Genomic DNA, 19128 nt, shown 5'->3' with positions numbered 1-19128 from the left:
ACGCCGCCCCGCCGGATTTCTCTTTTCAAATCAGGCTCAAGCTCCCGCCCCGCGCTGCCGATATACAAAGCTGCGTTCGCCGCGCAAACGTTGACAGGGATGAGAATGGTCGGATTTGCCAGATTGAGAGAAACGCTTTCGGTTGCCGCCGGCGATCCGGAACTCGTGCGCTCGCAACTCGATGCATTCGGCCGTCAGACTCCGCTGCTCTACTTCATCCTGTTCGTCAACACGATGGCCGTCGCGATCACGCATTGGCGCCTCGCGCCGGCGTGGTTGGCGATCTACGTGCCCACGCTGCTGTGCTCGCTGTGCATCGTCCGCTGTGCGCGCTGGTGGCGTGCCCGGCACCGGGTGCTGACGCACGACAAGGCGGTGCCCGAACTGCGCAAGCTGATCTGGCTGTCAGGACTGTTCAGCACCGCGTTCAGCGCGTGGTCGCTCGCGTTGTTTCCGTACGGCAGCGCATACGAGCAGGCGCAAGTCGCTTTCTACATCGCGACAACCGTGGTCGGCTGCGTGTTCTGCCTGATGCATCTGCGCGCGGCGGCGCTCGTGCTGCTGTCGATCGCCGTTCTGAGCTTTGCGACATTCATGGTGCTGACAGGACACCCCGTGTTCATCGCGATGGCGGTCGACATGACGCTCGTTGCCGGCGCGCTCGCGTTCATCATCGAACTGTATTACCGGACCTTCGCGGGCGTCGTGCAGGCGCAGCGCGAGTTGCAGTTGAGCCAGCAGAAAACGCAAAAACTCAGCGACGACAACTTCCGGCTCGCCAGCATCGACAGCCTCACCGATCTGCCTAATCGCCGCAGTTTCTTCGCGTCGCTGCGCGCGCTGTCGGAACAGGCGCCCGGCCCGGGCGACGGCTTCAACGTCGGACTGATCGATCTCGACGGCTTCAAACAGGTCAACGACGTGTACGGCCACGCAAGCGGCGACATCGTGCTTCAGGAAGTCGGCTTCCGCCTGCTCGCGCTGGCCGAGCCGGGCGTTTTCTTCGCGCGGCTCGGCGGCGACGAGTTCGGCATCCTCACGCAGACCAGGCTGCCGAGCGACGCGCTGCTCGAGTTGGGGCAGCGCATTTGCGACACGCTCAGGCAGCCGTACCGGGTGGCCGGCAATGTCGCCGAGCTGACGGGCACGATCGGCTGGGCCGCGTTTCCGGAAGCCGGCAACACGGTCGCACAGGTTTTCGAGCGCGCGGACGCCGCGTTGTACGTCGGCAAGGAGAGCCGCCGCGGCACGCCGATCATCTTCTCGACCGAGCACGAAACGCGCATCCGCCGCTCGAGTCTCGTCACGCAGGAGCTGCGCCATGCGGACCTCCATACGGAGCTGTTCCTCGAATTCCAGCCGATCTGCGACGTGCTCACGCAACGGCCGATCGGTCTCGAAGCGCTCGGCCGCTGGAGCAACGCGCGGCTCGGCGCGGTCAGGCCGGAAGAGTTCATCCGGATCGCCGAGCGCACCGAACTGATTTTGTCGGTTACGGAAGTGCTGCTGCACAAGGCGCTCGCCGAAGTCGCGCGCTGGCCGTCCGAGCTGTATCTGTCGTTCAATCTGTCGGCGATCGATATCTGCACGTCGCCGCGCGCGCGGCGCCTCGTCGACATCGTCGAGGCGAGCGGCGTGCCGCCGCATCGCGTGACCTTCGAGATCACCGAAACCGCGGTCACGCGCGATTTCGAGCAGGCGCACAGTTCGCTCACGATGATCAAGGAGGCCGGCTGCCGCGTGTCGCTCGACGATTTCGGCACCGGCTATTCGAGCCTCAGCTACGTGCACCGCCTGCCCTTCGATACGATCAAGATCGACCGCAGCTTCATGACCGACGTGGACACCAATACGGCGTCGAAGAAGATCGTCAAGTCGGTGCTCGATCTGTGCCGCAACCTCGGCCTCGAATGCGTGGTCGAGGGGCTCGAAACGGTGTCGCAGGCAGAGGTCGTCAAGGCGCTCGGCGCGCGTGCCGTGCAGGGCTACCTGTTCGCGCGGCCGATGCGGGCCGGCGCGGTGGCCGGCTATCTGTCGACGGCGGTCGCCCCATAGTCGAGCTTCGGATACCAGTCCGTGCCGCGGCCACCCGGCGTCATGTCGAGCACCGTCCAGATCGGCATCACATCCGGCGCGCCGCGCGGGTCCTGACCGGGGTCCGCCGTGGCAGGCCCCATCTCCTCGGCCCAGAAATGCCGCACGACGCCGCCTGAGCGCGTGAACACGTTGAATTCGGGATGATCGTCGCCGTCCGGATCTTCCGCGGCGTAGTCGCGATTGAACGTGTTGCCGCCCGACGAGTACAGCCGTAAATACCGCCAGCCGCGCTCCTTTTTGAAAGCGACCAGCTTCTCGATCGGCGAACGGCCGATCACCGCGAAAGCGACGCGCTGCAGGATATCGGGCATTTCGCCGTCGTACGCGCTCAGCAGCGACGTGCACATCGGGCACGGCCGCGCGCGCTGCGGGCCGAACATCCAGTTATAGGTGACGAGCGTGTCGTGCGTGCCGAACATCTGCGAGAGCGTGACCGGCCCCTGTTCGCCGACGAAACGATAATCTTCGGGCACCACGCCGCCGGGCGGCAGCATACGGCGTTGCGCGGCGACCCGTTCGATATGGCGGCGCAACTCGATTTCCTCGGCCAGCAGATCGTTGCGCGCGCGACGATATTCCGCGCTCTCGCCGGGAAACCGGCTCGGCAATTCGGCCAGCAAACGGGCGGATTTCAGCGTGTGGCCGGATGGATTGATGTCAGTCATCAGCAACCTCCTCGTGCGTTGAACAGGACGAATGGTGCGATGCGGCGCTTCAGCGCTTGTCGCGCCTTCCATACGAACGACGAACGGCGCGCTGCCGGATCGACACCGTTGCCGAAATTTTTTTCGCCCCACCTGGACCAGCCGCCGCGCGAATGCGTACGTTTTTTCGCCCTCCTCGTCACGCACTTTCATCAACCTGTGCTTAAATCCGCATTCGAGATTTGAAAGGAGCGCGGTCGTGTGGCATTTCCCCGTGGCTATTCCACCTTCGCTCGGCGTGTGGGCCGTCTTCATGAGTGTGCTCGTCACGCAACTCGGCGTGCCGATTCCCGCCGCGCCAATGCTGATCTTCGGCGGCACGATGGCGGCGATGGGACAAGCGTCGTACGCCGGCGTGTTCGGCGCCGCGGTGAGCGCCACGCTGATCGCCGATTCGCTGTGGTTTTTCACCGGACGAACCTACGGCCGGCGTCTGCTGAATTATCTGGTGCGCTTTTCGTTGTCGCTCGACACCACGATCCGCGTCACGCGCAACACCTATGAACGTTACGGCGCGCCGATTCTCACGCTCGCCAAGTTCCTGCCCGGTCTCGGCCTGATCTCGGCGCCGCTGCTCGGCACGACCGCGATCAGCGTCGGCGTGTTCCTGATCTGGGATCTGCTCGGCGCCGCGCTGTGGGCCAGCGTGTGGATCGTCGGCGGCGCGGCGTTTCACGACCAGATCGTGCAAACCATTCTGCTCGTGCGTCAGAACGGCGGCACGATTGTCGACGCATTCGCGGCCATCTTCGCGACCGTCATGTTGTATCGGTGGGTACGCCGCTGGCAATTTCGCCGTTGGCTCGCTCACGTGCGGATTTCGCCCGACCAGCTCGACGCGATGATGAAGTCCAACGAACCGCCGCTGATCTTCGACGCGCGGCCGCGCAGCATACGGGCGAAGGAATCGCACCGGATCGCGGGCGCGCGGCCGCTCGATCTCGATTCGCCCGACGCGATCGATCCGGCTTTGCTGAAGCGGCCGATCGTCGTCTACTGCGTCTGTCCGAACGAGGCGAGCGCGAAGCGGATCATCGGCCAGTTGCATCGCAAGAAGCTGCATCACGTCCGCGCGCTGAAGGGCGGGCTCGATGCGTGGGAAAAGCGCGGCTATCCGGTCGAGCCGCTGCCGCCCGACTTCGAAACCGCGAAGGCCCATATGATCGAAGACGAAGACGAGGCCGACGAAGGCGAATACACCGTGCGCGCAACACTGGCGAAATAACCTCCAATTTGCGGGAGCAGCACTATGGCAGCGAGCCACACCCACTATCGGCGTCTGATCGATTTTGCCGCCACCCTGCCACCCACGCCGACCGCCATCGCGCATCCCTGCGATGCAGGCACGCTCGAAGCCGCGGTCGAAGCGGCCCGGCTCGGCCTGATCGCGCCGATTCTGGTCGGGCCTCGCGACAAGATCGCGTCGGTCGCGAGCGCGGCTGACATCGACGTCGGGCAGTTCCCGATCGTCGATGCGCCGCACAGCCATGCCGCGGCCGAAACGGCCGTGCGGCTCGTGCATGAAGGCACCGCGCAGGCGTTGATGAAAGGCTCGCTGCACACCGACGAACTGATGAGCGCCGTGGTCGCGCGCGCGACGGGTCTGCGCACCGAGCGGCGCATCAGCCACTGCTTCGTGATGGACGTGCCGGGCCATGCCGATCCGCTGATCATCACGGACGCCGCCGTCAATATCCTGCCCACGCTCGAAGACAAAATGCACATCGTGCAGAACGCAATCGATCTCGCGCACGCGCTCGGTTTTCCTGCGGCGCGCGTGGCGATTCTGTCGGCGATGGAAACCGTCAATCCGAAAGTACCGTCGACGATCGAAGCGGCCGCGCTGTGCAAGATGGCCGATCGCGGACAGATCGTCGGCGCAATACTCGACGGCCCGCTCGCACTCGATAACGCGATCAGTCTCGAAGCGGCGAGCGTGAAGAAGATCAATTCGCCTGTCGCGGGTCAGGCCAACGTGCTCGTCGTGCCCGATCTCGAAGCCGGCAATCTGCTCGCCAAAAGCCTGTCGTTTCTGGCCGGCGCGGACGCGGCGGGTATCGTGCTCGGCGCGCGCGTGCCGATCATTCTGACAAGCCGCGCCGATTCGGTGATGACGCGTCTCGCTTCGTGCGCGGTGGCCGCGCTAGTCGCGCTCAGGCGCCGCGAACCGGGGAACGCTATCGCCAGTTGAGCGCCGGTTTTTCGTACTTCGGTCTGAACCGGGCCATGCCCTCGCGCCCGGTTTGCGCGAAGGCCGGCGTCAACCGGATCGATCGTCGTCGATGGGTCGATGCCGGCGTTAGCTCACGGTTATCGCTGAGCGGAACGACTAGCGTTCGGCGACCTTGCGCTGCCGCCACAAGCACAGCAGATCGCACGCGATATGCGCGGCGGCGATCGCCGTGATCTCGCTCTGGTCATATGCGGGCGACACCTCCACCACGTCCGCGCCGATCAGATTCAGCGCGCCGAGCCCGCGCACGATGGCGAGCCCCTGCGCCGACGACAAACCGCCCGCCACCGGCGTGCCCGTACCCGGCGCGAACGCCGGATCGAGACAGTCGATATCGAAGGTCAGATACGCGGGCCGCTCGCCGACAATCGCCTTGATCCGCTCCACCGCCGCACGCGTTCCGTGCTCGTGGACCCACGCCGCGTCGAGAATGTTGATGCCCATGAAGTCGTCGTTCCACGTGCGAATACCGATCTGCACCGAGGTCTTCGGGTCGATCAGACCGTCTTTCACCGCCTTGTAGAACATCGAGCCGTGATTCAGGCTGTCCGGACTGTCGTCGGCCCACGTATCGCAATGCGCGTCGAAATGAATCAGCGAAAGCGGCTTGCCGTACTTCTCCGCATGCGCGATCAGCAACGGATACGTGATGTAGTGATCGCCGCCCAATGTCAGCATCTTCGCGCCGGAACGCAGAATCGTGCGCGCGTGTTCGACGATCGATGCCTTGATCGTCAGCGGATTGTGCGCGTCGAACCAGCAGTCGCCGTAATCGGTCACGGCGAGGTCGTCGAACGGATTGAAACCCCACGGATAAGGATGCAACTCGGACAACTGCACGCTTGCCGCGCGTACCGCAGCCGGTCCGAGACGCGCGCCCGGGCGGAACGTGGTGGCGAGATCGAGCGGCACGCCGGACACCGCGACGTCGACACCGTCGAGTTCGCGGGTGTACTTGCGTCGCATGAACGACAGCACGCCCGCATAGGTGTTTTCGATCGACGAGCCGTAAAGCGACGGACGGCGCAGCGCGCCGTCGCCGTAGATGAGTTCAGTCATGGCTGACCTGATACCTGATAAACATGCCGGCGCCGCACGCGGGGCGTCCTGGTGATGCGTGCGATGCCGGCGGCGGATTCATTGGGAACGCGCCGGCGCCTGTTAAAAAGCGCGCCGCCGCGCTGGCTTGCGAATCCTTTAGCGCAGCCGAACGAGCGTGGACTTCAGCTCGGTGTACTTCTCCAACGCGTGCAACGACTTGTCACGGCCGTTGCCCGATTGCTTGTAGCCGCCGAACGGGAAGTTCATATCGCCGCCCTCGTCGTAGCAATTGACCCACACGGTGCCCGCGCGCAGCTTGCGCGACACTTCGTGCGCGGTGGTCAGGTTCGAGGTCCAAACCGCGGCGGCGAGACCATACTCGCTGTCATTGGCAATCCTGATCGCTTCTTCAACCGTGTCGAACGTGATCACCGACAACACCGGTCCGAAGATTTCCTCGCGCGCCACTTTCGCGCCCGCAGCGGGAATGTCGAAGATCGTCGGTTCGATATAGAAACCGCCCGTCTCTTCTTTCACGCGCGCGCCGCCCAGCAGCAGCTTTGCTTCGGCGCGGCCCGCTTCGATATAACCCAGCACGCGCTCGAGTTGCACGTTATCGACGATCGCGCCCATCGAGGTCTTCGGATCGAGCGGATTGCCCGGCGTGTACGCACGCGCCGCGGCGATCAGCTTGTCGAGGAACACGTCCTTGATGTCTTTGTGCACGAGCAGACGCGAACCCGCGGTACACATCTCGCCCATGTTGTAGAAGATCGCCCCCGCGGCCGCGTTTGCCGCGCGGTCGAGATCCGGGCAATCGGGCATCACGATATTCGGCGACTTGCCGCCGAGTTCGAGCCACACACGCTTCAGATTCGACTGGCCGGCGTATTGCATGATCAGCTTGCCGACATTCGTCGAACCCGTGAACGCGAGGCAATCCACGTCCTGATGCAGCGCCAGCAGTTTGCCCGGCTCGCCTGCGCCCGGTACGACGTTGAACACGCCCGGCGGAATGCCTGCATCCACCGCGAGTTGCGCGAGGCGAATCGCGGTGAGCGGCGACTTCTCCGAGGGCTTGAGCACCACGCTATTGCCGGCGGCCAATGCCGGACCGAACTTCCACGACGCCATCAGGATCGGGAAATTCCACGGCACCACCGCGGCGACCACGCCGATCGGCTCACGCGTAACGAGACCCACCAGATGATGATCGGCCGGCGCGACTTCGCCGCCGATCTTGTCGATCGCTTCGGCGAACCATTCGACGCAATAGGCGGCGCCGGGCACGTCCACCGTCGTGGTGTCGCCGATCGGCTTGCCCGCGTCGAGTGTTTCCAGCAGCGCGAGTTCGTCCTCATGCTCGCGAATCGACGCGGCCCAGCGCAGCAATACCGCTTTGCGCTGACGCGGATTCAGGCCCGACCATACACCCGAGTCGAACGCTGCGCGCGCGGACGCGACGGCTGCGTCGACATCCGCCGCGCCGCTGTCCGCGATTTTCGCGAGCAGCTTGCCGTCGATCGGACTCAGGCAGTCGAATGTACGGCCGCTTGCAGCGTCGCGATATTCGCCGTCGATAAACGCGCGGCCTTCGATCGAAAGCGTAGCGGCCTTGTCTTGCCAGAAGGCGAGTGATTTCTTGTCCATCAGGATGCCTCAATGTTATGCGCCCGGCGCATGCCGGCCGGGATACGCTTCACGCGCCCCGGCTTCATCCGGCATTGAATTGCGCCGCAGCGCGTTGACGCGGAGTGCCTAGAACGTGGGCGGCGAATTCGCCGACACGATCTCGCAGAGATGCTCCGCGCTGGGATTGCGAAAACGATGCGGTAAGCGGCTTTCGAAGTAGTAACTGTCACCGGGATCGAGCAGCCACGTGACGCCGTCCACCGTCAGTTCGATCTGACCGCGCACGACCACGCCGCCCTCGTGCCCCGCGTGCTCCAGCATTTCCGGGCCCGTATCCGACAGAGGCTGATACACCTCGCGCAGGATGCCCATGTTGCGATCCTTCACGCTCGAGCCCGCCAGATAGAACTCGATCGACTCGTTGCCGAGATTCGGCATGTCCGCACGACGCGACACGACGGAGCGCTCCACTTCGACTTCGAAGGTGAAGAACTCGGCGAGACTCATCGGTATGCATTCGAGCAGTTTCTTCAGCGAACCGACCGAAGGACTCACGCGGTTCTGCTCGATCAGCGAGATCGTGCCGTTGGTCACGCCCGCCCGCTTGGCCAGCTCGCGCTGCGACAAACCGTGCTTCTTGCGGATGTACTGCAGGCGGGTCGCTACTTCTAAGGACATCGCTAGGTTCTCTGACATGAAGACGATCGGGGCGCGTGGACTCGGACAACAGTGTGCCCGCGAGTGTTGAATATTCTAATCACTTTAATCGTTGCGCCGCTGGGGAAAACCCTGAAAGCATTCCGAAATATTCGGTGCGCAACGAATGTTCCCACTGGCTGAGATTCTAGCGAGAGCTTGGGGAAAGCCCTGATAAATCTTTTATAAAAATGATTTGACGGCTTTATTGGCTCGTATATGCTGGTTCACAGGCGATCGTCATACCTAAGTCACGAAGCACTCCGGGAGTGCCTGGCGGCACAGCGAACCTGGTTCGCTGCGGTATGAAACGGTCATCCCAACGTCCTGTTTCTTTAAACGCCCCGTGCGGATTTCGAGCAGACCGTTCAATACTTTCAACGTCGCTAGTCGAGTGTAATCGTGAGAGTCCGAGGCCCTTTGGTGAGATGGAATCGTAGTCAGGCGAGCAGTCCTCGCGCTGACAGCGCCATCGCCGACGGCAGCAACGGCAGCCTTGCGTTCCGCCGCTTCCTGTCCGTCTTCACGATCCTGTCCCGCCGTTCAGTTCGACGTCACAACTCCATCTCCGCGCGCGCCTTCATTGCGGTGCGCACGGACGAAGTCGCCTCGCTGCTGCCGTAGCGCCTCCCCCTTTTTCCGCCGTTCGATTCATCCGTTTGCGTGAGCGCGCTCATTTGAGCCAGGCGTTCCCGTATGGGCGGTGCTGTCTGCCGCCCATACGCTTCACGCGGACCCGATCAGTTGCGCCTCGCAGCGGATCGAATCGAACGGCCAATCCGAAGATCACGCGCGGCACGTTCCAATTGGTCGTTGCCTGCACCCATCCGGTGGCTTGACGCCTTGCGTCCGGCTGCGGAATCGTGCCGCGCTGTGTTTAACGTTGTCCATGCCGCGTCCCGCGGGGACCACACACGTCTATTCGTTATGCGAACCAAACCTCTAGTCGGCATCAGCGCCGACAGAACGATGATGGGAGTCCACCCGTCGCATGTGGTCGGCGAGAAGTACATCGCCGCGATCGTCGACGGCTCACAGGCGCTGGCCATGTTGCTGCCGGCGCTCGGCGAACGGCAAGCCGCTGAAGAGGTGCTGGCCGCAGTCGACGGGCTGCTGTTTACCGGCAGCTATTCGAATGTCGAACCGCACCGCTACGGCGGCTACCCGAGCGCACGCGGCACGCTGCACGACGCCGCACGCGATGCGACGACGCTGCCGTTGATGCGTGCCGCGATCGATGCCGGCGTGCCGGTGCTGGCCGTATGCCGGGGCTTCCAGGAAATGAACGTGGTATTCGGCGGGACGTTGCATCAAAGCGTTCACGCGGTGCCGGGTCTAAACGACCACCGCGAGAACAAGGAAGACGACCTCGACGTGCAATACGCACCCTCGCATCCGATCGCACTGACGCAGGGGGGCTTGTTGCAGCGCCTCGCGGCCGGCGCGCAAGAAGCGCGGGTGAATTCCCTGCACGGTCAAGGCGTCGAGCGGCTGGGTGCGGGGCTCGTGGTGGAAGCCACGGCGCCGGACGGATTGATCGAAGCGGTGAGCGTGCAGAACGCGCGCGCTTTCGCGCTGGGTGTGCAGTGGCACCCGGAGTGGAAGCACGCGAACGATGCCCTGTCCACCGAGATCTTCCGTGCCTTCGGCAACGCCTGCCGCGATCGAATGCGCACCAGGGCCGGCTATGGCGCGGCATCCGCCGCCGCCACGCATGCCTGAGCCGGTCGCGCACCAAAACAGAGAGAAAAACCATGCATGACATCGACGATTTTCTGAAAAAGAACCGCGTCACCGAGATCGAAGCGATCATCCCCGATATGGCCGGGATCGCACGCGGCAAGATCATTCCGCGCAGCAAGTTCGAATCCGGCGAGTCCATGCGCTTGCCGCAAGCAGTGATGATCCAGACCGTCACCGGCGACTATCCGGAAGACGGCACGCTCACCGGCGTGACCGATCCCGACATGGTGTGCGTGCCCGACGCGAGCACCATTCGCATGATTCCGTGGGCCGTCGATCCGACCGCCCAGGTGATCCACGATTGCGTCCACTTCGACGGCACGCCCGTCGCGATCTCGCCGCGCCGCGTGTTGCGCCGCGTGCTCGAACTCTATAAGGCCAAGGGCTGGAAGCCGGTCATCGCGCCGGAACTCGAGTTCTATCTGGTCGATATGAACAAGGACCCGGACCTGCCGCTGCAACCGCCGATCGGCCGCACCGGCCGCCCGGAGACCGGACGTCAGGCGTATTCGATCGAAGCGGTCAACGAATTCGATCCGCTGTTCGAAGACATCTACGAATACTGCGAGGTGCAGGAACTGGAAGTCGACACGCTGATTCACGAAGTCGGCGCCGCGCAGATGGAAATCAACTTCATGCACGGCGATCCGCTGAAACTCGCCGACAGCGTGTTCCTGTTCAAACGCACGGTGCGCGAGGCCGCGCTGCGTCACAAGATGTACGCGACGTTCATGGCCAAACCGATGGAAGGCGAACCGGGCTCGGCGATGCATATGCATCAAAGTCTCGTGGACGAAGAAACCGGCCAGAACATCTTTACCGGTCCGGACGGCAAACCCACGTCGTTGTTCACGGGCTATATCGCCGGTCTGCAAAAGTACACGCCCGCGCTGATGCCGATTTTTGCGCCGTATATCAACTCGTATCGCCGCCTGTCGCGTTTCATGGCCGCGCCGATCAACGTCGCATGGGGTTATGACAACCGCACGGTGGGCTTCCGGATTCCGCATTCGGGACCGGCCGCGCGGCGCATCGAAAACCGCATTCCGGGCGTGGACTGCAACCCGTATCTGGCGATCGCCGCCACGCTGGCCGCCGGCTATCTGGGCATGACGCAGAAGCTCGAAGCCACTGAACCGCTGCTCAGCGACGGCTACGAATTGCCGTACCAGTTGCCGCGCAATCTCGAAGAAGGTCTGACGCTGATGGGCGCCTGCGAGCCGATCGCCGAAGTACTCGGCGAGAAGTTCGTGAAGGCTTATCTCGCGCTGAAGGAAACCGAATATGAAGCGTTCTTCCGTGTGATCAGTTCGTGGGAACGCCGGCATTTGCTGCTGCACGTGTAAGCCGGCACACCAGCAAATCGCCGAATGCAGAAAAACCTGGAGGCAGTATGAGCTACAGAACAGAAGAAGTCGCTTACGTGCAACCGGCCCAGCCGGCCGCAAGCACACAAGCCGCACAGCAGCAACGCAGCACCGCCGAATACCGCGCGCTCGACGCCGCGCATCACATCCATCCGTTCTCGGATATGGGTTCGCTCAATCGCGCCGGCAGCCGCGTGATCGTCAAGGCACAAGGCGTGTACCTGTGGGATTCGGAGGGCAATAAGGTTATCGACGGGATGGCCGGCTTGTGGTGCGTGAACGTGGGTTACGGCCGCAAGGAACTGGCCGACGCGGCGTACCGGCAGATGCAGGAACTGCCGTACTACAACACGTTCTTCAAGACCACGCATCCGCCGGTGATCGAGTTGTCGGCGTTGCTCGCCGAACTCGCGCCGGAACCGTTCAATCACTTCTTCTATTGCAACAGCGGGTCGGAAGGCAACGACACCGTGCTGCGCATCGTCCATCAATACTGGGCGACGCAAGGCAAGCACGCGAAGAAGTTCGTGATCTCGCGCAAGAACGGCTATCACGGTTCGACGATCGCAGGCGGCACGCTCGGCGGCATGGGCTACATGCACGAACAGATGCCGTCGAAAGTCGAGAACATCGTGCATATCGACCAGCCGTATTTCTTCGGCGAAGCACAAGGCAACCTGACGCCCGAAGAATTCGCGCTGGCGCGCGCACAGCAACTCGAAGCGAAGATTCTCGAAATCGGCGCGGACAATGTGGCCGCATTCATCGGCGAACCTTTCCAGGGCGCGGGCGGCGTGATCTTCCCGGCTTCGACGTACTGGCCGGAAATCCAGCGCATCTGCCGCAAGTACGACATTCTGCTCGTGGCCGACGAAGTGATCGGCGGCTTCGGGCGCACCGGCGAATGGTTCGCGCATCAGCACTTCGGTTTCGAACCGGATCTGATCACGCTGGCCAAAGGCCTCACCAGCGGCTATGTACCGATGGGCGCAGTCGGCCTGCACGATCGCGTCGCGAAAGCGATCATCGAGAACGGCGATTTCAATCACGGCCTCACGTATTCCGGCCATCCGGTCGCGGCCGCCGTCGCCGTGGCGAACCTCAAGCTGCTGCGCGACGAGAAGATCGTCGATCGCGTGAAGAACGATACAGGTCCGTACTTCCAGAAGAAGCTGCGCGACACCTTCGCGAATCACCCGATCGTCGGCGAGATTTCGGGCGCGGGGCTGGTGGCCGGCTTGCAACTCGCCGAAGACCCGGCAACGCGCAAGCGTTTCGCCAACGGCGGTGACGTCGGCACGATCTGCCGCGACTTCTGCTTCAACGGCAACCTGATCATGCGTGCCACCGGCGACCGGATGCTGCTGTCGCCGCCGCTCGTGATCGACAAACTGGAAATCGACGAAATCGTTTCGAAGGCCAGAAAGGCCATCGACGCGACAGCACAACAACTCGGTATTTCGTAACGGCAGTTCGTTCCGGCATGCGCGCATCCACCTCTCGCGCTCATGCCGACTCTTCACATCAAGGGAAAAAACCATGAGCGTTTGTCATCTTCGTCATGCGGTCGCGGGGGCCGCGCTTCTCGCCTTCACGGGTTTTGCAGCGCTGTCGGCGACGCCGGCGCTTGCGGCCGATACGGAACTGAACGTGTACAACTGGTCGGACTACATCGCGAAGGACACGATTCCGAACTTCGAGAAGCAGGACGGCATCAAGGTCAAGTACGACAACTACGATAGCGACGACACGTTGCAGGCCAAACTGCTCGCGGGCAGCTCCGGCTACGACATCGTGGTGCCGACCTCGAACTACATGGCCAAGCAGATTCAGGCAGGCGTGTACCAGAAGCTCGACAAGTCGAAACTGCCGAACCTCGCGAATCTCGACCCCGTGCTGATGAAGATGATCTCCGACGCCGATCCGGGCAACCAGTACGGCGTGCCCTGGGCCTACGGCACGGACGGCATCGGCTACAACGTGCAAGCCGTGCAGAAAGCGCTCGGTGCGAACGCACCGGTGGATAGCTGGGCACTCGTGTTCGAGCCGGCCAATCTGTCGAAGTTGAAGAGCTGCGGCGTGTCGATTCTCGACCAGGCCGTCGACGTATTCGCAGCCACGCTGCAATACATGCATAAAGATCCGAATAGCACGAACCCGGCGGACTATCAGGCCGCCTTCGAAGTGCTGAAGAAGATCCGCCCGTACATCACGCAATTCAACTCGTCGGGCTACATCAACGACCTCGCCAATAACGACGTGTGCGTGGCACTCGGCTGGTCGGGCGACGTCGGCATTGCGAGCCGCCGCACCGAAGAAGCCAAGCGTTCGTATCAGATCAGGTTTTCGAACGTGAAGGAAGGCGGCCTGTTGTGGTTCGACGTGATGGTGATCCCGAAAGACGCGCCGCATCCGGAAGCCGCATTGAAATGGATCAACTACATCTCGGATCCGAAGGTCAACGCCGCGATCACGAATGAAGTGTTCTACCCGACCGCGAACAAGGCAGCGCGCCAGTTCGTCACGCCGGCCGTCGCACAGGACAAGACCGTTTATCCGGGCGACGACGTCCTGAGCAAGATGACGCTGATGAAACCGATGCCGACCGACATTCTGCGTCTGGAAAACCGTCTGTGGGCGCAGCTCAAAACCGGCCATTGATCAAACGCCAATCGATAAATCCCGATCCCGCGCTCAGGGATTGCTCGAACCCTGAGCGCATGAAATAGCAGTCACGGTAGTCAGCCTGCGCGCTTTCAGGGTTCCACCTACCCGCGCGCAGTCCCATGTTTTCCGATCGCAGCGCATCTTGCGAGCCGCCTTGCGCGCCTCGTAGGGAGACACTTGCGCCCGCGATCCGCAAGGAACGGTTACACCATGAACTCGACGACCTCAAATAGCGCGGCCGGCGCCGCCCAGACGGCCCGCCCCGCCTCGACAAAATCGAAACCCGACGAATTCGTCCGGATCGAAAACGTCGTGAAGAAATTCGGCGACAGCACCGCTGTCGACAATGTCAATCTCAGCATCGCGAAGAATGAACTGTTCGCGTTGCTCGGCAGTTCCGGCTGCGGCAAGTCCACGCTTTTGCGCATGCTCGCGGGTCTCGAGACGGTCACGTCCGGGCGCATTTACGTCGACGGCGAAGATCTCGCCGCGATGCCGCCGTATAAGCGGCCGGTCAACATGATGTTCCAGTCGTACGCGCTCTTTCCGCACATGAGCGTCGAGGCGAATATCGCGTTCGGCCTGAAACAGGAAGGCACGCCGAAGAACGAAATCAAGGAACGTGTCGCCGACGCACTGCATCTCGTGCAGATGAGCAAATACGCGCAGCGCAAGCCGCACCAGCTTTCCGGCGGCCAGCAGCAGCGTGTGGCGCTGGCCCGTTCGCTGGTGAAGCGCCCCAAGCTGCTGCTGCTCGACGAACCGATGTCGGCGCTCGACAAGAAAATTCGCCAGAAAACCCAGCTCGAACTCGTGAACATCATCGAGAAGGTCGACGTGACCTGCGTGATGGTCACGCACGACCAGGAAGAGGCGATGACGATGGCCGGCCGCCTTGCGGTGATGAGCGAAGGCCGCATCGTGCAGATCGGCTCGCCGAGCCAGGTCTATGAACATCCGAACAGCCGCTTCTCGGCGGAGTTCATCGGCTCGACCAATCTGTTCGAAGGCACGCTGGTCGAGGACGAGCCGGATCACATCTTCGTCGAGAGCGAAGACCTCGAAGCGCGCATCTATGTGAGCCACGGGATCACCGGGCCGCTCGGCATGCCGGTCGGCATCTCGGTGCGCCCGGAACGCGTGAAGGTCTCGCTCGAAAAGCCGTCGGCACAGCACAACTGGGCACGCGGCGTGGTGTCGGATGTCGCTTACATGGGCAGCTATTCGCTGTATCACGTGCGCCTGCCGAGCGGCAAAACAGTCGTGTCGAATCTGTCCAGTTCGCACCTGATGAGCGAAGGTGCGCCGTCCTATAACGACGACGTGTTCGTCTACTGGTCGCCCGCTAGCGGCGTGGTGCTGACGCAATGAGAAATCCCGCCACCTCCTCCCCCGCGGCGCTCGGCGCGCCGTCGAGCGGCCGCGTCGCCGGTGCGCTGAAAAAACGCCTCGCGATGTTCGTGCCGTCCGGCCGCAGCACGGTGATCGGCGTGCCGTTCCTGTGGCTCACGGTGTTCTTCGCGTTGCCGTTCGTGCTGGTGCTGAAGATCAGTTTCGCCGATCTGCGCCTCGGCATTCCGCCGTACACGGATCTCGTGACGGTCAAGGACGGCATGGTGCACTTCGCGATGCAGTTGAGCCACTACGCGTTCCTGCTGCAGGACGACCTGTACATCGCGACGTATATCAGTTCGCTGAAGATGGCCGCGGTGTCGACTTTCTTCTGCCTGCTGATCGGCTATCCGATCGCGTACTACATCGCACGGTCCGAGCCGGCCCGACGCAACCTGCTGATGATGGGCGTGATGCTGCCGTTCTGGACGTCGTTCCTGATTCGCGTGTACGCGTGGGTCGGCATTCTGAAAGACGACGGCCTGCTCAATCACACGCTGATGGCGATCGGCATGATTCATTCGCCGTTGCGCCTCTACCACACGGATATTGGCGTTTATATCGGCATGGTCTATTCCTACCTGCCGTTCATGGTGATGCCGCTCTACGCGCACCTCGTGAAGATGGATCTGACGCTGCTCGAAGCCGCGTACGACCTCGGCTGCAAACCGTGGACCGCATTCACGCGCATCACGTTGCCGCTGTCGAAGAACGGAATCATCGCCGGCAGCCTGCTGGTGTTCATTCCGGCGGTGGGCGAGTACGTGATTCCCGAACTGCTCGGCGGCGCCGACACGCTGATGATCGGCCGCGTGATGTGGGATGAGTTCTTCAACAATATGGACTGGCCGATGGCATCCGCCGTCACCGTCGCGATGGTGCTGCTGTTGCTCGTGCCGATGGCCGTGTTCCAGTACTACCAGGTCAAGGAACTGGAGGGCGCGAAATGATCAAACCTAATAAGACGCTTTCCGCGAGTGTATTGACCGTCGGGTTTCTGTTTCTGTATATCCCGATCATCAGCCTGGTGGTGTACTCGTTCAACGAATCGAAACTCGTGACGGTCTGGTCCGGTTTCTCGTTCAAATGGTACGGCGCGTTGCTCCACGACGAAGAACTGCTGAGCGCGGCATGGCTCTCGCTGAAGATCGGTCTGCTGACCGCGTGCGCTTCTGTCGTGATCGGCACGTGGGCGGGCTTCGTGCTCGCGCGCTTTGGACGTTTTCGCGGCTTCACGCTGTTCGCCGGAATGATCAACGCGCCGCTCGTGATTCCCGAAGTGATCCAGGGCATCTCGCTGCTGTTGCTGTTCGTCGCGCTCGAACAGATGCTCGGCTGGCCGAAGGGCCGTGGCCTGTTCACGATCTGGATCGGTCACGTGATGCTGTGCGTGTCGTACGTGGCGATCATCGTGCAATCGCGTGTGAAGGAACTGAACAAGTCGCTCGAAGAGGCGGCGCTCGATCTCGGCGCCACACCATTCAAAGTGTTCTTTCTGATCACGCTACCGCTGATCTCGCAAGCGCTGATGTCGGGGTGGCTGCTGTCGTTCACGCTGTCATTCGACGATCTCGTGCTGTCCGCATTCCTCTCCGGTCCGGGCTCGACCACGTTGCCGCTCGTGGTGTTCTCACGCGTGCGTCTCGGCCTGAATCCGGAAATGAATGCACTGGCGACGATCTTCATTACCACCGTGACGATCGGCGTGATTGCCGTGAATCGCTGGATGCAGCTCCGCGAGCGCAAGCGCAATAAAGACATGCAGATGGCGTTCGCGCTCGCCGAAGCCGCCGACCCGTTGCCCTCGGCACCACAACAAGCCGCCGTACGTCAATCGCTCGATACGGCACGCGCATAAGAAGTCCTTTTGCAATACGACCCATAAGGAGAATCTGCAATGAGAAAGAAGCTTATCTGTCTGTTGGTGGCGGGGAGTTTGCCTGGCATGGCCATGGCAGATGCCACCAGCGACCAGATCAAGGCGCTACAGGCCCAGCTCAACGCGCTGCAAAAGGAGGTCAAGCAGTTGCGGGCCGAAGTCGGAACGAAACCGAAGGCGGCAACGGCCGCCAATGCACCGGCAGCACCGGCCACGCCGGCCGTGGCAGCCGCGCCGGTCGATGTTTCGTCGCCGGACTACGGCCGCGCGCAGGCCACGCTGACCAACGACGAAGTCACGTCGATGAAGCAGCAGATCGCCAACCAGCAACTGAAGGTGGACTCGCTCGAAGACGCCGCGCAAACCGGGCCGATCGCCGGTTTGTCGGTGACGGGTTATATCGATCCGACCTACATGTACAACCGCGCGCAGAGCAGTTCGTCGTTCCTGTTCGCGAACCACGAAAGCGCCTACAACTACTTCAACAGCACGTTCGGCGATCTGTACCTCGACATCAAGAAGACGTTCGGCGTCGGCCCGATGGCGCCGTCCGCCGAAATCACGTTGATGCCGAACCGCGGCAACGGCATTACGCTGCTGCAGAATTCGCACGGCAACATCGGCAACAACATCCTGAACACCGCAGTGGTCAATGTGCCGGTGTCCGCGACCACGACGCTCGTAGCCGGTTTGATTCCGAGCTTCGGCGGCTATGAAGTGCAGCAATCGAACCAGATGGTGACGCTCACGCATAACCTGCTGTACGACTTCTCGGATCCGGGCAGCTATATCGGCGTCGGCGCAAACTACACCACGGGTAACTGGGCGTGGAAGTTCTTCCTCGGCAACGAACAGTACCGCACGTATGGCGCGACCACGCAGATCGGCACCAATGCGTTCGGCGACCCGATCACTACCAGCAACAAGATTCCGACGTTCACGTCGCGAGTCGATTACACCTGGTCTAGCGCGCTCGATGTGGGCGGCTCGTTCAACATCGGACGCCAGACTTTGTCTGCATCACCGGCAACGGATGCGAACGGCAATCCGATTCCGGTCAAATACGGCGTAGGCGGCAACTCGCCGAGCGCGGGCGGCACCTTCTTCTTCGGCGAAGCAGATCTGACGTACACGCTCGCAGACGTGCAGTACAACGCGGAAGTCGACTACGGTCAGCAGCAGAACGCTGCGTTCAACGGCGGCCAGGCGCAGTGGTACGGCCTGTCGCTGCTCGCGCACCGCAAGTTCAACCTGCCGGTGGTGGGCCGCATGGGCGCGACCGCACGTTACGACCTGCTGGTCGACAGCAAGAACGGCGGCGGCGGCGGTGGCATCGCGCTGAACAGCAATGGCATGGATACGGCCGACGGCTTCGGTATCGGCGCGGACTGTCTCGCGAATTCGAAGACCAACGGCGGTCTCGGCTTCGAATGCATGGGCGCGACCCATCAGGACGTTGCGCTCGATCTGTTGTTCTATCCGACCCAGCAGATCACGGTCAAGGTGGAATATCGCCACGACTGGGCCAACAAACAGGTGTTCCTGAAGAACGACGGTTCGTACGGCAAGTCCAACGACCTGCTCGCGACGCAGTTCATCTACTCGTTCTAATCCGTACCGCCTCATCGCGTGGCCCGGCTTCAACACGGGTCACGCGCCGGGGACCCTTCTGCATGC

Annotated in this window: 16 protein-coding genes; 12 read left to right on the top strand and 4 right to left on the bottom strand. The window is 62.3% G+C overall.

Annotated elements, in window-relative coordinates; translation table 11 throughout:
• The first annotated feature begins 105 nt into the window (after positions 1–105).
• Positions 106–2055 carry a putative bifunctional diguanylate cyclase/phosphodiesterase gene (locus PQQ51_RS19205; protein WP_408498381.1) on the top strand — a complete coding sequence of 650 codons (1950 nt, stop codon included), beginning with the start codon at positions 106–108 and terminating at the stop codon, positions 2053–2055.
• Here the strand turns inward: PQQ51_RS19205 and PQQ51_RS19200 are convergent.
• Positions 2028–2762 (bottom strand): DUF899 family protein, encoded by a 735-nt coding sequence (locus PQQ51_RS19200; RefSeq protein ID WP_408498380.1) that lies wholly within the window; start codon positions 2760–2762, stop codon positions 2028–2030. The two genes, PQQ51_RS19205 and PQQ51_RS19200, sit on opposite strands and share 28 nt — an antisense overlap.
• 238 nt (positions 2763–3000) lie before the next feature.
• Between PQQ51_RS19200 and PQQ51_RS19195 the strand changes: the two genes are divergently transcribed.
• Positions 3001–4026, top strand: coding sequence for a DedA family protein/thiosulfate sulfurtransferase GlpE (locus tag PQQ51_RS19195; protein WP_408498379.1), 1026 nt, complete (start codon positions 3001–3003; stop codon positions 4024–4026).
• A 24-nt stretch (positions 4027–4050) separates the two neighbouring features.
• Positions 4051–4992: a phosphate acetyltransferase gene (locus tag PQQ51_RS19190; RefSeq protein ID WP_408498378.1), complete on the top strand. Its 942-nt coding sequence runs from the start codon at positions 4051–4053 to the stop codon at positions 4990–4992.
• 138 nt (positions 4993–5130) lie between these two features.
• Here PQQ51_RS19190 and speB read toward each other — a convergent pair whose 3' ends face one another.
• The 3 genes from speB to relB all read right to left on the bottom strand — a co-directional run bounded on the left by speB (position 5131) and on the right by relB (position 8385).
• Positions 5131–6093: an agmatinase gene (gene speB / locus PQQ51_RS19185; protein WP_408498377.1), complete on the bottom strand. Its 963-nt coding sequence runs from the start codon at positions 6091–6093 to the stop codon at positions 5131–5133.
• Between the two features lie 138 nt (positions 6094–6231).
• Positions 6232–7725 carry an aldehyde dehydrogenase gene (locus tag PQQ51_RS19180; protein WP_408498376.1) on the bottom strand — a complete coding sequence of 498 codons (1494 nt, stop codon included), beginning with the start codon at positions 7723–7725 and terminating at the stop codon, positions 6232–6234.
• Between the two features lie 108 nt (positions 7726–7833).
• Positions 7834–8385 carry a type II toxin-antitoxin system RelB family anti-toxin gene (gene relB, locus PQQ51_RS19175; RefSeq protein ID WP_408498375.1) on the bottom strand — a complete coding sequence of 184 codons (552 nt, stop codon included), beginning with the start codon at positions 8383–8385 and terminating at the stop codon, positions 7834–7836.
• Positions 8386–8805: 420 nt separating this feature from the next.
• Here relB and PQQ51_RS19170 point away from each other — a divergent pair, with 420 nt between their 5' ends.
• The 9 genes from PQQ51_RS19170 to PQQ51_RS19130 all read left to right on the top strand — a co-directional run bounded on the left by PQQ51_RS19170 (position 8806) and on the right by PQQ51_RS19130 (position 19062).
• Positions 8806–9027 (top strand): hypothetical protein, encoded by a 222-nt coding sequence (locus PQQ51_RS19170; RefSeq protein ID WP_408498374.1) that lies wholly within the window; start codon positions 8806–8808, stop codon positions 9025–9027.
• 303 nt (positions 9028–9330) lie between these two features.
• The gene (locus tag PQQ51_RS19165; RefSeq protein ID WP_408498373.1) at positions 9331–10125 is read left to right on the top strand and encodes a gamma-glutamyl-gamma-aminobutyrate hydrolase family protein; all 795 of its coding nucleotides are present in this window, start codon (positions 9331–9333) and stop codon (positions 10123–10125) included.
• Between the two features lie 32 nt (positions 10126–10157).
• Positions 10158–11492 carry a glutamine synthetase family protein gene (locus PQQ51_RS19160; RefSeq protein WP_408498371.1) on the top strand — a complete coding sequence of 445 codons (1335 nt, stop codon included), beginning with the start codon at positions 10158–10160 and terminating at the stop codon, positions 11490–11492.
• 47 nt (positions 11493–11539) lie between these two features.
• Positions 11540–12979 (top strand): aspartate aminotransferase family protein, encoded by a 1440-nt coding sequence (locus PQQ51_RS19155; protein ID WP_408498370.1) that lies wholly within the window; start codon positions 11540–11542, stop codon positions 12977–12979.
• Between the two features lie 73 nt (positions 12980–13052).
• Positions 13053–14174, top strand: coding sequence for a polyamine ABC transporter substrate-binding protein (locus PQQ51_RS19150; protein WP_408498369.1), 1122 nt, complete (start codon positions 13053–13055; stop codon positions 14172–14174).
• A gap of 216 nt (positions 14175–14390) precedes the next feature.
• Entirely contained in the window at positions 14391–15551 is a 1161-nt protein-coding gene (locus tag PQQ51_RS19145) for an ABC transporter ATP-binding protein (RefSeq protein ID WP_408498368.1), read from the top strand.
• Complete coding sequence (locus tag PQQ51_RS19140; RefSeq protein ID WP_408498367.1) at positions 15548–16522, top strand: ABC transporter permease subunit; 975 nt, start codon at positions 15548–15550, stop codon at positions 16520–16522. The genes PQQ51_RS19145 and PQQ51_RS19140 overlap by 4 nt, the downstream gene beginning before the upstream one ends.
• Positions 16519–17430 (top strand): ABC transporter permease subunit, encoded by a 912-nt coding sequence (locus PQQ51_RS19135; protein WP_408498366.1) that lies wholly within the window; start codon positions 16519–16521, stop codon positions 17428–17430. Before PQQ51_RS19140 ends, PQQ51_RS19135 begins: the two co-directional genes overlap by 4 nt.
• 39 nt (positions 17431–17469) lie before the next feature.
• Complete coding sequence (locus tag PQQ51_RS19130) at positions 17470–19062, top strand: DUF3138 family protein (RefSeq protein WP_408498365.1); 1593 nt, start codon at positions 17470–17472, stop codon at positions 19060–19062.
• The last annotated feature ends 66 nt before the right edge of the window (positions 19063–19128 follow it).

It is taken from the genome of Paraburkholderia xenovorans, from assembly GCF_046030735.1.
Taxonomy (GTDB): Bacteria; Pseudomonadota; Gammaproteobacteria; order Burkholderiales; family Burkholderiaceae; genus Paraburkholderia; species Paraburkholderia xenovorans_A.
This window is presented reverse-complemented; position numbering and strand designations above follow the sequence as displayed.

What these genes read in the sequence shown, in the direction of transcription:
- PQQ51_RS19205 (WP_408498381.1), top strand. Translation starts at nt 106, where the DNA reads ATGGTCGGATTTGCCAGATTGAGAGAAACGCTTTCGGTTGCCGCCGGC.
- PQQ51_RS19200 (WP_408498380.1), bottom strand. Translation starts at nt 2,762, where the DNA reads ATGACTGACATCAATCCATCCGGCCACACGCTGAAATCCGCCCGTTTG.
- PQQ51_RS19190 (WP_408498378.1), top strand. Translation starts at nt 4,051, where the DNA reads ATGGCAGCGAGCCACACCCACTATCGGCGTCTGATCGATTTTGCCGCC.
- speB (WP_408498377.1), bottom strand. Translation starts at nt 6,093, where the DNA reads ATGACTGAACTCATCTACGGCGACGGCGCGCTGCGCCGTCCGTCGCTT.
- PQQ51_RS19180 (WP_408498376.1), bottom strand. Translation starts at nt 7,725, where the DNA reads ATGGACAAGAAATCACTCGCCTTCTGGCAAGACAAGGCCGCTACGCTT.
- relB (WP_408498375.1), bottom strand. Translation starts at nt 8,385, where the DNA reads ATGTCCTTAGAAGTAGCGACCCGCCTGCAGTACATCCGCAAGAAGCAC.
- PQQ51_RS19165 (WP_408498373.1), top strand. Translation starts at nt 9,331, where the DNA reads ATGCGAACCAAACCTCTAGTCGGCATCAGCGCCGACAGAACGATGATG.
- PQQ51_RS19160 (WP_408498371.1), top strand. Translation starts at nt 10,158, where the DNA reads ATGCATGACATCGACGATTTTCTGAAAAAGAACCGCGTCACCGAGATC.
- PQQ51_RS19155 (WP_408498370.1), top strand. Translation starts at nt 11,540, where the DNA reads ATGAGCTACAGAACAGAAGAAGTCGCTTACGTGCAACCGGCCCAGCCG.
- PQQ51_RS19150 (WP_408498369.1), top strand. Translation starts at nt 13,053, where the DNA reads ATGAGCGTTTGTCATCTTCGTCATGCGGTCGCGGGGGCCGCGCTTCTC.
- PQQ51_RS19145 (WP_408498368.1), top strand. Translation starts at nt 14,391, where the DNA reads ATGAACTCGACGACCTCAAATAGCGCGGCCGGCGCCGCCCAGACGGCC.
- PQQ51_RS19140 (WP_408498367.1), top strand. Translation starts at nt 15,548, where the DNA reads ATGAGAAATCCCGCCACCTCCTCCCCCGCGGCGCTCGGCGCGCCGTCG.
- PQQ51_RS19135 (WP_408498366.1), top strand. Translation starts at nt 16,519, where the DNA reads ATGATCAAACCTAATAAGACGCTTTCCGCGAGTGTATTGACCGTCGGG.
- PQQ51_RS19130 (WP_408498365.1), top strand. Translation starts at nt 17,470, where the DNA reads ATGAGAAAGAAGCTTATCTGTCTGTTGGTGGCGGGGAGTTTGCCTGGC.